This window comes from Staphylococcus hsinchuensis (assembly GCF_038789205.1).
Taxonomy (GTDB): domain Bacteria; phylum Bacillota; class Bacilli; order Staphylococcales; family Staphylococcaceae; genus Staphylococcus; species Staphylococcus hsinchuensis.
In genome coordinates, this window is sequence record NZ_CP128355.1 from 1,679,314 (window position 1) to 1,691,581 (window position 12,268).

17 protein-coding genes are annotated in these 12,268 nt (G+C 31.3%); all 17 read right to left on the reverse strand.

Translation table 11 applies throughout. The annotated features are described in order from the left end of the window. Positions 1-437 precede the first annotated feature (437 nt). Positions 438-1,052, reverse strand: coding sequence for a phosphatase PAP2 family protein (locus QQM35_RS08315; protein ID WP_251517040.1), 615 nt, complete (start codon positions 1,050-1,052; stop codon positions 438-440). Between the two features lie 14 nt (positions 1,053-1,066). Next, positions 1,067-2,140, reverse strand: a complete 1,074-nt coding sequence (locus tag QQM35_RS08320) for an undecaprenyldiphospho-muramoylpentapeptide beta-N-acetylglucosaminyltransferase (RefSeq protein ID WP_251519032.1) — start codon at positions 2,138-2,140, stop codon at positions 1,067-1,069. A gap of 9 nt (positions 2,141-2,149) precedes the next feature. Continuing rightward, a complete protein-coding gene (locus tag QQM35_RS08325; RefSeq protein WP_251517043.1) occupies positions 2,150-2,659 on the reverse strand; it encodes a GNAT family N-acetyltransferase in 510 nt (169 codons plus the stop codon). 20 nt (positions 2,660-2,679) lie between these two features. Further along, on the reverse strand, positions 2,680-4,143 hold the full coding sequence (locus tag QQM35_RS08330; RefSeq protein WP_342610319.1) for a S41 family peptidase: 1,464 nt from the start codon (positions 4,141-4,143) through the stop codon (positions 2,680-2,682). A 175-nt stretch (positions 4,144-4,318) separates the two neighbouring features. After that, positions 4,319-4,540, reverse strand: a complete 222-nt coding sequence (locus QQM35_RS08335) for a YozE family protein (protein WP_251517049.1) — start codon at positions 4,538-4,540, stop codon at positions 4,319-4,321. Continuing rightward, entirely contained in the window at positions 4,540-5,040 is a 501-nt protein-coding gene (locus QQM35_RS08340; protein WP_342610320.1) for a PTS glucose transporter subunit IIA, read from the reverse strand. The genes QQM35_RS08335 and QQM35_RS08340 overlap by 1 nt, the downstream gene beginning before the upstream one ends. 17 nt (positions 5,041-5,057) lie before the next feature. Next, positions 5,058-5,486 (reverse strand): peptide-methionine (R)-S-oxide reductase MsrB, encoded by a 429-nt coding sequence (gene msrB, locus QQM35_RS08345; protein WP_251517054.1) that lies wholly within the window; start codon positions 5,484-5,486, stop codon positions 5,058-5,060. Continuing rightward, positions 5,479-6,012, reverse strand: coding sequence for a peptide-methionine (S)-S-oxide reductase MsrA (gene msrA, locus QQM35_RS08350; protein WP_251517057.1), 534 nt, complete (start codon positions 6,010-6,012; stop codon positions 5,479-5,481). The genes msrB and msrA overlap by 8 nt, the downstream gene beginning before the upstream one ends. A gap of 109 nt (positions 6,013-6,121) precedes the next feature. Continuing rightward, entirely contained in the window at positions 6,122-6,961 is an 840-nt protein-coding gene (locus tag QQM35_RS08355) for a DegV family protein (RefSeq protein WP_342610321.1), read from the reverse strand. Between the two features lie 19 nt (positions 6,962-6,980). Beyond that, positions 6,981-7,457, reverse strand: coding sequence for a dihydrofolate reductase (locus QQM35_RS08360; protein ID WP_251517061.1), 477 nt, complete (start codon positions 7,455-7,457; stop codon positions 6,981-6,983). Between the two features lie 97 nt (positions 7,458-7,554). Beyond that, the gene (locus QQM35_RS08365; RefSeq protein WP_251517063.1) at positions 7,555-8,511 is read right to left on the reverse strand and encodes a thymidylate synthase; all 957 of its coding nucleotides are present in this window, start codon (positions 8,509-8,511) and stop codon (positions 7,555-7,557) included. A gap of 575 nt (positions 8,512-9,086) precedes the next feature. Next, positions 9,087-9,290: a hypothetical protein gene (locus QQM35_RS08370; RefSeq protein ID WP_251517065.1), complete on the reverse strand. Its 204-nt coding sequence runs from the start codon at positions 9,288-9,290 to the stop codon at positions 9,087-9,089. 137 nt (positions 9,291-9,427) lie between these two features. After that, positions 9,428-9,580 carry a hypothetical protein gene (locus QQM35_RS08375; RefSeq protein WP_251517066.1) on the reverse strand — a complete coding sequence of 51 codons (153 nt, stop codon included), beginning with the start codon at positions 9,578-9,580 and terminating at the stop codon, positions 9,428-9,430. Between the two features lie 482 nt (positions 9,581-10,062). Continuing rightward, the gene (brxA, locus tag QQM35_RS08380) at positions 10,063-10,500 is read right to left on the reverse strand and encodes a bacilliredoxin BrxA (RefSeq protein ID WP_251517068.1); all 438 of its coding nucleotides are present in this window, start codon (positions 10,498-10,500) and stop codon (positions 10,063-10,065) included. A gap of 28 nt (positions 10,501-10,528) precedes the next feature. Beyond that, complete coding sequence (locus QQM35_RS08385) at positions 10,529-11,644, reverse strand: conserved virulence factor C family protein (RefSeq protein WP_251942944.1); 1,116 nt, start codon at positions 11,642-11,644, stop codon at positions 10,529-10,531. 13 nt (positions 11,645-11,657) lie between these two features. Continuing rightward, positions 11,658-11,915, reverse strand: coding sequence for a NifU N-terminal domain-containing protein (locus QQM35_RS08390; RefSeq protein ID WP_251517072.1), 258 nt, complete (start codon positions 11,913-11,915; stop codon positions 11,658-11,660). Between the two features lie 12 nt (positions 11,916-11,927). Continuing rightward, the gene (locus tag QQM35_RS08395; RefSeq protein ID WP_251517074.1) at positions 11,928-12,122 is read right to left on the reverse strand and encodes a zinc-finger domain-containing protein; all 195 of its coding nucleotides are present in this window, start codon (positions 12,120-12,122) and stop codon (positions 11,928-11,930) included. Positions 12,123-12,268: the final 146 nt, after the last annotated feature.

A 12,268-nucleotide genomic window follows, 5' to 3' on the forward strand; every position in this document is an offset into this window, starting at 1 on the left:
TAAGAAAAAATAAGAATGAAAATTTTAATTTTTAATTGACAATCATTCTCAACGATGTATAATAGTAATTGAAAATGATTATCATTCCTTTAAGAGATATTCCCCCCACATTTAATTTCTTTTATTTGGAAGAATCGTTTTCAGAAATATCCCCTTTTTTATATGCCCTTAGATACGTAAGTTATGGAAATTATTAAATGCGGATACTTACATGATTTGTTGCTTAATTATTTTGTTTGCGGATACCAAAATTTTAAGCATGATAGGAAGATAAGTCCTTATGCATAATGATTAGAATTAAATTCTATACTTGTTATGTAAGGTATGGTTATCAAACCGTCTAACGCAAAAATAATTTCCTAGCTTTTAATTAGGTGTAAATTCAACCTAATATAAAACGAGCAGATTCCTTAATAATCTGCTCGTTTTTTCTATATTTATTGTTGTAATTTTTGATTGAGTATTAATGTTGATAATACAACACAAAATGCGCCACCGATAATTCCTGCAATAATATCAGTTGGATAGTGTACACCTAGATATACTCTTGATGTTGATATCATTAAAATAAAGAGCGCACAAAGGCCAATCATAAAGCCTTTTGACTTCCCTTTCATTAATCGATTCGCTATAAACATAATACTGCCAAAATAGGCTGTAGAACCCATAGCATGGCCACTAGGGAAACTAAATCCACTTATATCTATTAAACGTAATAACGTAGGTCTTTCTCTATCAAAGATATTTTTTAATAATGGATTTAAAGTACTAGATAAAATCATAGCGATTGCAAAAAATAATGTTTCAATATGCAATCTCTTTAACATAAGATAAGCGACAAGCATTAATGATAAGCAAATCATTGCCCAAACTTCACCTATCTTTGTGACACCAAGAAAGAAGGTTGTAGTAATGAAACTTTCCGTAGAATAAATGAAATCATATACTTCATTATCTATCCATTTTCCTAATCTTGATTCATGGAAAAATGCAATGATGCCAAATATTAAAGTGAATATGATTAGTAATGAAATTCTTTTCCAACGACTCATTGCACAACCTCCAATTAACTTCGACCGTCTTGAATTATTTTATTATATAGTTCTTGACGGGTATAGCTTTCTTTATACGTTTTCATTTGATTAATGATATCTTGACGATTTTTTTCAATATCATACAACTGATCAATTAATTGATCTTTAGTTAGTGTATCTTCAGGAATTGTTCGGCCAAATCCTTTTGATTCAAAGTTTTTAGCATTATCGATTTGATCTCCTCTTGATTGATCAAGACCTAATGGGATTAATAACATTGGTATTTTAAGAGTTAAAAACTCATATATTGCATTTGAACCAGCGCGGCTAATTACGGTATCAGTAATTGCGAGTAAATCAGTTAAATCATCTTTTACAAATTCGTATTGAACGTAACCTTCTGTTTCATTATAACTTGTATCTAACAAACCTTTACCAGTTAAATGAATAATTTGATACGTTTTTTGTAATGATTTCAAATTTTCTCTAATAATGCTATTTAACTTTTTACTTCCTAAACTACCACCCATAACTAACAATACCTTTCTATTCGCTTTGAAAGATGTCAGTTGGTAGCCACGATCTTTGTTACCTGATTTTAAATCTTCACGAATTGTTGCTCCGACAAAGTCTGCTTTGCCTTCAGGTAAGTATTGCTTAGTATCTTCGAAAGTTGTGTAAATCTTTTTAGCAAATTTAAGTGCAATCTTATTCGCTAAACCAGGTGTTAAATCAGATTCATGTACAATTGTAGGAATTTTTAAAGATCTAGCAGCTATTACTACAGGTACAGAGACAAATCCACCCTTTGAAAATAAGATATCTGGTTTTTCTTTCTTCAGTACTTTACGTGCATCTAGTATGCCTTTTAGTACTTTGAAGACATCTTTCACATTTTCGAATGAAAGGTAGCGTCTCAATTTCCCGCTTGAAATCGCATGGTATTTAACATTAGGTAATTGTGATTCAACCATCTCACGTTCAATACCATTTTTAGATCCTATATAAAATGTTTCATCACCTTGTTCCAAGGCGGTTGGAATTAAACTTAAATTAACAGAGACATGACCGACTGTGCCTCCACCAGTAAATGCAATTTTCGTCATCAATTCCCACTACTCCTTAATTGTTTTGTAATATGCATAGAATGGTTTACCTTTATCAAAAGGATGGTAATTAACTTCAGCTTCACCTGCTTTAGTAAAGCCAAATTTAGTAAATAGACCTTGAGCGCGTTTATTTAATGAAAATGTATCAGTTAACATGACATGAATATCATGTTCAAGTGCCATATTAACAGCAAAATCGAATAATTGTGTTGCAGCTCCTTTATAACCAGGAAGTGCAGCTAATCGATGAATAACATATGCGCCTTCTCTATCTATTGGCCATTCAAAATAATCATACCATTCTGATTGTTGTTGGTCGACAACAATAAATGCTATAACTTCTGATTGCTCTTCTAGGACAAAGAGTGTATTGGTTTTAATATCTTCTTCAAAATGTTCTTCAACAGGATAATATTCATCCCATTGTGTGTTGTCATCTTCTCTCATTAATCTCTTAGCTTCATCAACGATCTGAATAATTTTAGGGATATCTTTAATTTCACCATTTCTAATCATTATTATACACCTCTTGACCTTTACTGTATTTTTTTAAGCAATTTGTTGAGTACAGTGTCATTTTTATTCGCTTTTTTGACAAGTTGTTCAGTGAACTTTTCATTTGTTTTCTTGTTAAAAGTACCTGTTTCTTGTAGGTTATTTTCTTTTTGGAAAGAGGTGATCGCATTTTTTAATGAATGATTAAATTCATTTGATTGATCATCTACTTTAAAACCTAAAGCTGATAAACCTACTTTCATAGTTTTAACATTTTTATTGTTGTCACCCAACTGATAAGTTTTATCATTTGGAATAACAGTTAAAGATTGATAAGCAGGTTCACTTATTTTTACATCAGGTTTTATTCCTTTACCATGAATATAATGTGATTTAGGTGTTAACCATTTCATATTCGTATATTTTAATAATGCTTTGTCGCCAAATTCTTTAGTTGTTTGTACGATTCCTTTACCAAAAGTTTTAGATCCATAAACATCTGCTTTATTATAATCTTTCATCGCTCCGGTAAATACTTCTGAAGCACTTGCTGAACCTTTATTTACTAATATAGCAACGTCCATATCTTTTGCTTCTTTCAAAGCGTCATTTGAAGTTTTAATCTGTTCTTTATGATCACCTTTTTGAAGTTGAACGACTGTTTTACCTTTATCAATGAATATATTTGCCATTTTAACTGCTTCATCTAATAATCCACCTGGATTATTTCTTAAATCAATGACAATTTTTCGTACACCTTTTTTATGTGCTTTTAAAATACCTGATTTCAGTTCTCCAGCTGTACTGTTTTGGAATTTATTAATTGTAAAGACTCCGACGTTTTTATGTTTTTCGTATTCGACACTTTTCACATGAATCGTATCACGTTTCATCGTAACCTCATGTTCATGATGTGCGCGTTCTACTGTTAAAGTTACTTTAGTTCCTTTTTTACCACGAACTTTTTTAACAATGGCTTCAAGTGGTTGTCCTTTAATTGATTTGCCATTGACTTTTTTAACGACATCTTTCGGTTGAAGGCCTGCTTTTTCTGCTGGAGAATGTTTCATAGGACTCGTAATTTCTATTTTATTATGTTTTTGTTGCATTTCTGCACCAATTCCTACAAAATCTCCTGAAACATCTTCATTAAATGATTTAGTTTCATTCTTCGTCATATAGTCTGAATATGGATCACCGAGTTCTTTAACCATTCCATTAATCGCGGCATTAGATAATTTTTCAGAACTTGTTTTTTTATAATAATCATCGTTTAAAGTTTTGTAGACATTCTCAATTTTCTTCATTTCAGCTCTTTGGTCTTTATTTAATCCGCTTTTCCAATTTAATACTGCCATGGTTAGAAAGGCAGTTAATATAACGGTGATTAAAATTGTTAATAGAAGTAATAATATAAAATTACGACGTTTAAAATGAATTTTTTTATGAGACGGTTGGCTTTGATGTTCTTTCTGTTGATTATTGAGGTTATTATCCTCTGACATTTAATCACTTCCTAAAACATATGTATAATGTATCCACTGAAAATAAATTGGTTTGTGGTTAAACAGTAAAAATAAAAGAAGCTAGGATTGAATCGTTTTGGATTAACCCTAGCTATCTATACTGATACATTTTATTTTAATATAATTCATAAGTTTTGCACAAATAAAACATGTATTAGAATTTTAACCATTCTAAGTATTCTTCGTATAAATCATCGAACACTGACATTGAAATTGTAATATCGCTTTGTGTTTCAATATAATCTGACAAAGCATTAAAATCCTTTTCATGCTTAGGGAAAGAAAGATCATTGAAAACTTGCTCTGCAAATTCGCCTTTTATATCTTTTCTTCCCCGTACAGCTAGTGCAAATTGATAAAAAGAATAATCTTTCATTATTTAATTGTCACATCAATAACTTTCGTTGCACCTTTTACTAATGATGAAACTTCTGCACTACTAATATCAGTTAAACTATCTGAGTTTGTAATAATTACTGGTGAAATAACTGATTTTGCATGTTCGTTGATATAATCTAAATCAAATTTTACAAGTGGGTCACCTAATTTAACTGTATCGCCACTTTCTACTAAGATTTCAAAGCCTTTACCGTCCAATTGAACTGTATCTAAACCGATATGAACAAGAATTTCAAGATCGTTATCAGCTTTTAAACCGATTGCGTGTTTTGTTGGGAACACGTTATCAACTTTACCTTCGATTGGTGATACAACTTCACCTTCAGTAGGTTTAATACCAAAACCTTCGCCCATCATTTTTTGAGCGAATACTGGATCTGGAATATCCTCAATCTTAACGTATTCACCAGTCATTGGTGCATAAATTTCACTTTCTTTTTTCACTTCTTTACCTTTACCAAATAATTTTTTAAACATAAGTCATTCGCTCCTTATTATTTCTCAAAATGTGATATTAAATCTTCGTAGCCTAAGTCTTTTAATTTGTCATATGGAATGAATTGAACCGCAGCTGAATTAATGCAATAGCGTAAACCGCCAGATTCTTTAGGGCCATCATTAAATACGTGACCTAAATGGCTATTGGCATTCTCAGAACGGACTTCAGTTCGAATCATTCCGTGCGTCTTATCTACTAATTCAATGACTTCATCGTCATCTAATGCTTTGGAAAAACTAGGCCAACCACAATCAGATTCAAATTTCTCTTCTGAAGTAAATAATGGTTTGCCAGATATTTTATCAACATAAATACCTTTTTCAAAATGATTCCAATATTCGTTTTGAAATGGAGGTTCAGTTCCATTTTCTTGAGTTACGAGATATTCCATGTCAGTTAAATCATTTTTATCTTTTTTAATCATTTTGTTTCCCCCAATGTTTTTCTATAAAAGCTTTTCTACCTGAACCACGTTGATATTGCTCGTAATGCATTGGATTCTTTTTATAAAAATCTTGATGTGCTTCTTCTGCAGGATAGAAATTTTTATATGGTTTGATGGGTGTGATAACTGGATTTTCGAAAATATTTTGTTCATTAAGTTGTTGTATCTTAGCTTCAGCAGCCTTTTTTTGATGCTCATCATGATAAAAAATAGCTGGTTGATAATGTGCACCGCGATCAAAGAATTGCCCTTCATTATCTGTAGGATCAAATGTTTTGAAATATACATCTAATATATTTTCAAACGAAGTTGTTTCAGTATCATATTCGATTTGCACAGCTTCTACATGTCCGGTTTGATTTGTACTAACACTTTCATAAGTTGGGTTCTCTGTATGACCACCGCTATAACCTGATACAACTTGTTTAATGCCAGGGAAAGATGTGAACGGCTTAACTAAACACCAAAAACATCCACCAGCTAAAGTCGCGTAAGCCATAACCAACCTCCTTATACTTATTTTTATAATAAATGTATCATTATTATATCAATTCTTCTATTAAATTGACTTATGTCTAATTTTTAATTGAGTTTGTAACTCTACCTATTAATGTTTAGTGCTTTAGTATAACAAGTCCAATGGCACCTTGACCAGTATGTGTAGATATAACAGGTGAAGTAATATTAGTATCAAAGTGAGTAACGTTAAATTCAGTAGAAAATTGATTTTTAATTTTATCGACAAATTCTAGAATATTTGCATGCGCGATACCAATTGATTTAATGCTGCTATTTTCTACAAAAGCATTAACTTCTTTTTTTAAATATTGAACACTCGCATTTTGGGTTCTTGAGTTATGGATGAGTTCAATTTTTCCATCTACTAATGTCCCTATTGGTTTTATTTTCATCATATTTCCAATGAGACCCTTTGTTTTACTTATTCTGCCACCTTTAATAAGTTGACTCAGTTGGCCAATAACGACAAATAGCTTAATATTTTGTTGTAATTGTTTGATTTTTTCTAATATCGTTGCTGTTGATTCTCCGGCCTCATTCCACTCCACGATGTGTTGAATTTGATAACCGAGTCCATAAGAAATGGACTTTGAATCAATAACCGTTACATTACTATCCGTCATATGACTCGCTTGCAAAGCTGTTTGATACGTACCACTGAGACCAGACGTTAGATGAATACTAATAATTTCAGAACCATCGGCACCAAGTTCATCATATAGTTCAATAAACTTACCAATAGATGGTTGGCTGGTCTTAACATCAGCGCCTGCTTCTAATCTTTCTATATAACTTTCTGATGAAATATCTACTTGGTCTACATATGATTGACCATCTATTGTTAAATTTAATGGAATGACATGTATATTTTTTGAAGTTAAGTATTCCTTTGATAAGTCAGATGTCGAGTCAGTTACTATTTTTTTAATCGGCATAATTATCCTCCTGTTAACGTTACTTTCGTTTTAAATGTAAAAAAGTATGAGGAATCGTATTTTTATCATCTAATTGACCTTGTTCAGATGATATTACATCCCAATCTTCAAAGGTATATTTAGGGAAAAATGTATCACCGTTATATTTTGCTTCAATTACAGTAATATACATATCATCAACTTCGTCGATCATTTCTTCGAATAATGACTGTCCTCCAAATATGAAAACGTGACCGGTTAATTGATAAATTTCATCAATAGAATGTATCGTTTCAACGCCTTCATGTTTAAAAGCCTTATTTCTAGTTAATACAATATTTCTACGATTCGGTAATGGTTTACCTATAGAGTCAAATGTTGCTCTTCCCATGACTAAAGTATTGTCTGTTGTTAAAGCTTTAACGTGCTTTAAGTCATTTGGCAAATGCCATGGTAATTGATTATCTTTACCTATAACACGATTTTGATCATGAGCAACAAGTATTGATAGCGTCATGATTTACCTCCCTAAACTAATTTATGAAAACGATTTAATACTTATATAACGCCCATTATATAATAAATTCAGCAGTATATTAAATGATATCTAAAAATTAAACTGCTATAGGTGCTTTTATTGAAGGATGGGAATCATAATTTACAATTTCTAAATCTTCATAATTGATGTCAAAGATAGAAGCATCAGAATTAATTTTTAGTTTTGGTGGTGCATAACTGCTACGTTCGAGTTGCGTTTTCACGGCATCAATATGGTTGGAATAAATATGTGCATCACCAATTGTGTGGACGAACTCACCTACTTCTAGACCGCATTCTTTAGCGATTAAGTGTGTTAATAGACTATAACTTGCTATGTTGAAAGGAATACCTAAAAAGATATCACCACTACGTTGATAAAGCTGACAACTGAGTTTGTTATCTTCAACGTAGAATTGGAACATCGTATGGCAAGGAGGTAAGGCCATTGTATCAATTTCAGTTGGGTTCCATGCTGAAACGATATGTCTTCTTGAATTTGGATTAGTTTTGATTTGGTTAATTACTGTTTTGAGCTGGTCAAAATGATTACTGTTTTGATCAATCCAATCTCGCCACTGTTTACCATAAACATTACCTAAATCCCCGTATTTTTGTGCAAATGCGTCATCATTTAATATTTTTTCTTTAAATTGTTTCATTTGTGATTGATATTGTTCTTTGAAATCTGAATCTACTTGAGCTCTATGACCGAAGTCAGTCATATCCGGACCATTGTAATCGTCAGATTGAATATAATTGTCAAAAGCCCATTCATTCCAAATATTGTTATTATATTGAAGTAAATATTGAATATTTGTATCCCCTTTAATGAACCAAAGTAATTCGGTTGCTATGAGTTTAAAGGATACTTTCTTTGTAGTAAGTAAAGGAAATCCTTTACTCAAATCAAATCTCATTTGATGGCCAAACTTTGAAATAGTTCCCGTATTTGTTCTATCATTTCGTTTATTCCCTATCTCTAATACCTCTTCACATAGGTCATGATACACTTTATCGAAATCATTTAACATATTACTCACACTCCAATTATTGTACTGTATTTAAATATCTAGAACTTTTATAAATCTTCTTAAATCCTTATATATCAAGGGTTATAACTATATTTTGATTATATTTATTTTCTTGTCCTTTTTGCCTTTAAAATTGTATTGTAAAAGTACAATTAACTATATATTGTATAATTCGTTAACATACGTAATCTACATTATAGAATAAAAAAGCTACTGAATACAATTAAGTATTCAGTAGTTAAGGAAAAATAAAAACTAATACGCCACCCTTTACTTATATCGGGGTAATGATTTATTTATAACGAACAATGTACCAACAAATATCACTGTACAAAAGAGGACCTCTCAGTACGCAACTAACCCCACCTAACTTAATAGATGGGGAAATAAGTATTACATAAAAGTTATAGTATTTATAATTATAGTAATACTGAACTTTCGCAAATTTAAGTTGATAACAGACATTGCTAAAAACATTGTTATCAAGCTTGAAACACTTTTAAAATAGGTATTAGGGGCTAAGCCTCTAAATAAAAATATAAAAATACACTTTTGTGCTATACACAATAAAAAAGTTATTCTTCGGATTCAATTACTTTAATTGATTCAATTTCGTTTTCGTCAATACTAAACATACTGTCATCTGTTCTTAATAATATGGCATTTTGTCCGTTATAAGTATCATAATCGTGATCAAAATCTATAACTATACCATCATAAATATCTCCATCTTTAAAATATACTCTAACTTTTTTACCTACATATTCCCATAGTTTCATTTTATCCCACCTTATTACTATACAATTATACACAAATAAATTTCACTCTTTAGATTCTTTTTTTGCATCTTCAATAGTCTGCTCAAGTATTGCAATTACCTCATCATAGGATAATTCTCCATCTAATTGTAATGGTTTCATTTTTTAGATCCTCTATCTTTTTCTTTTCGTTCTTTTTCTTCTAATTCTTTAATTAGTTTCTCATTTTCTTTTGCATCTTTAAGACCTTGTTCAAGTTCTGCCATTAATTCATCATAAGTCATTTCGCCATCTAACCGAATATTTTCCATTTATATCATCTCCCTAATTAACTACAGTGTAACAGTTAATCATTGTCAGGTATATCATCAATAAGAGAATTACAGGCTCTCCATCATTCACGTAATGTCAATCTGTAAATAAAGTATTGTACTTTCCTAGTAGTTCAAGGACTCTATTTCGGTATGTAACATCTATTTTTTTAAATGTTTAAATTATAAGTGATTACTCACTTTCTAAAGATATAATAAACAAACTTATTCAAGAATCTGCTATCTGCTATAAAAGATAGGCAGTTATAAACATATAACCACCCACTCCTGGGTCACAGTCATTTATATTTTTGCACTCGCAATAAGTAAGATTATTAAAAGCAATTATTGAATGAGTTCATTTGCACATTTATTTCAATTTATAATGATTGTTTGAGTAAGTTTAGTAAAATAAAAACTAGCGATTTTTAAAAAAATCGCTAGTTGTGTTAAATATTAAACGATTAAGTTTTAAAGGAGGTCTACTTACAATGTTCGTCGAATGCATCTTTAATATCCATGCAAATATCTTGAATGTCTCTACCTTCAATATGTTCACGTGGGATGAAATGTTTTAAAGTTTGACCTTGGAATAATGCATAAGATGGACTTGATGGTACTTGTTGGATAAATGATCTCATCTCTTCTGTTGCTTCTTTATCTTGACCAGCAAACACGGTTACTTTATAATCTGGTTTTTTATCGTTTTGTTCAGCTACAGTTACAGCTGCAGGTCTTGCTAAGCCAGCAGCACAACCACATGTAGAGTTAACAACAACAAAAGTCGTTTCTTCTTCACCGACTGTGTTCATAAAGTCAGAAACTTGATCTGATGTTTCTAAACTTTTAAAATCTCTATTCGTTAATTCGTTTCGCATTTCATTTGCTAATTCGTTCATATAAGCTTCATAAGCATTCATATTTTAACACTCCAATTCACGATGTGATTTATTTATTTCTATTTGCAATTTGTTTCCAAACTGATCCTAAAGCCTCGTCCCCATTTTCTATACGTGAAATGGCCATTTCAATTTGTAATTTAACTTCATATGCTGAATCATCAGCATGCGCTTTTAATGTTTCTAATTGTTCCGGACCAGCTTCATCGAACATAAACATCGCTGCACGCCAACGTACGATTTTTTGTGGATCATCTAATGCCTTTTCCATTTCAGGTAAAGCATCTTTAAATCCTAAATCACTAATACAATCTCCAGCTGTACGTCTCACTGCTGGGCTTGGATCATTGAGACCTTTATACATGTAAGGTAATATGCTTTCATCTTCAATCATACCTATTAAAACAATCGCTTCACGTCTAAGCGGGACTTTACTTTCCCCTAATGCTTCAGATAATAACGGAATGTCATCTTCAGTAGGTGTTGGGAATGATTTTAACATGCGTAATCGAGCTTTCCAATCTTCTGCAGCTCTATATTCTTCAAGTGTCACGTGAACATATTTATCCTCTGGCATCACGATATCAGTAGACAACGCTTTATCTACAAGTTCTTTTAATGTTTGATCTGGATAAATAGCATGAATTTCTTCAACAATTGAATTCATGATCTCGTCCATTTCACCGTAACGAACGCCCCAGTCATCCCATTTACGTAAAAATACTACATTATCTTGTTCTTTTTGAGCAGACAACATACTATCGACAAACTTTTCTGGTAATTGTTGACGCTCTTCGTGTTCAGCATCAGTAAGTTTGATTTGGTATGGAATACCTTTAAATTTTAAAATTTCAACCTTAACTTCACCAAAGTGTTCATCAGGTACCGGCTCATCTTTAGCTGATTCACTTTCATCATTTAAAGTTGAAGTAATGATAGGTAATACATCTTCCCAATCGTATTTTGGTTGTTTATCTATCGCTAAGAAATCCATCACATGGAAAATAGATTTTACTCCGTCAATTGATAATAAATCATTGATAAATTGTGGTTGATTATCTTGAGGTTTATTATAAGTGTTTGATTGATTATCTTGTCTCTTTTCGTCCAACACGACTTTCATTGTATTTGGACTTGGTGTTGGTTCTACGCGAACGATTTCCATATGCTTACCTCCTTTATAATTCAGTGAGTCGTTCAGTAATTTTAGGAGTTAAATCATCCCAATTTGCTTCTGGTGTTTTATCTATTGAGATAAAATCCATCACATAAAATATTGATTTTACACCTTCAATTTGAAGCAATTCATTTATAAATAGAGGTTGGCCTTCTTGTGACTTTGTATAAGTTGTTGATTGGTTATCTTCTCTCTCTTTATTTAAAACGATTTTAATTGTATCCGGACTTGGTGTTGATGTTACTGATTTATAATCCAAAATAGTTCCTCCTTATTGTAATTCATTACCTAATTGTTTGATTTGTTTACCAATGGAACATTCACTAATACAAAAATGGTGTGCGTGTGTTTTTCCTTCTGTTTTGCGTAAATGATTTTTTAATAAGCATTGGTTACAATATGTGTTCATCAAATGATCAATCGCATTGATTGCTTCTTTTTCAGAATAAGTTAGGATAACAGCCACACTCCTATAATGCTAAAATTAATTTGAAATGCACTTGAGCACATTATAGCATCTGAACCAAACTTTGTTTAATATATGATTTTAAATTTACGAATGAATTAGAATAATTATAAATATAAAATAAACTATATGCAAAAACGCACTTT

Excerpts from the sequence above, each read along its gene's own strand:
- QQM35_RS08325 (WP_251517043.1), bottom strand. The coding sequence starts at position 2,659 with ATGATTAGAAATGGTGAAATTAAAGATATCCCTAAAATTATTCAGATC.
- QQM35_RS08355 (WP_342610321.1), bottom strand. The coding sequence starts at position 6,961 with ATGCCGATTAAAAAAATAGTAACTGACTCGACATCTGACTTATCAAAG.
- QQM35_RS08365 (WP_251517063.1), bottom strand. The coding sequence starts at position 8,511 with ATGTTAAATGATTTCGATAAAGTGTATCATGACCTATGTGAAGAGGTA.
- msrB (WP_251517054.1), bottom strand. The coding sequence starts at position 5,486 with ATGATTAAAAAAGATAAAAATGATTTAACTGACATGGAATATCTCGTA.
- QQM35_RS08315 (WP_251517040.1), bottom strand. The coding sequence starts at position 1,052 with ATGAGTCGTTGGAAAAGAATTTCATTACTAATCATATTCACTTTAATA.
- brxA (WP_251517068.1), bottom strand. The coding sequence starts at position 10,500 with ATGAATGCTTATGAAGCTTATATGAACGAATTAGCAAATGAAATGCGA.
- QQM35_RS08370 (WP_251517065.1), bottom strand. The coding sequence starts at position 9,290 with ATGAAACTATGGGAATATGTAGGTAAAAAAGTTAGAGTATATTTTAAA.
- QQM35_RS08335 (WP_251517049.1), bottom strand. The coding sequence starts at position 4,540 with ATGAAAGATTATTCTTTTTATCAATTTGCACTAGCTGTACGGGGAAGA.
- QQM35_RS08320 (WP_251519032.1), bottom strand. The coding sequence starts at position 2,140 with ATGACGAAAATTGCATTTACTGGTGGAGGCACAGTCGGTCATGTCTCT.
- QQM35_RS08340 (WP_342610320.1), bottom strand. The coding sequence starts at position 5,040 with ATGTTTAAAAAATTATTTGGTAAAGGTAAAGAAGTGAAAAAAGAAAGT.
- QQM35_RS08375 (WP_251517066.1), bottom strand. The coding sequence starts at position 9,580 with ATGGAAAATATTCGGTTAGATGGCGAAATGACTTATGATGAATTAATG.
- QQM35_RS08360 (WP_251517061.1), bottom strand. The coding sequence starts at position 7,457 with ATGACGCTATCAATACTTGTTGCTCATGATCAAAATCGTGTTATAGGT.
- QQM35_RS08330 (WP_342610319.1), bottom strand. The coding sequence starts at position 4,143 with ATGTCAGAGGATAATAACCTCAATAATCAACAGAAAGAACATCAAAGC.
- QQM35_RS08385 (WP_251942944.1), bottom strand. The coding sequence starts at position 11,644 with ATGGAAATCGTTCGCGTAGAACCAACACCAAGTCCAAATACAATGAAA.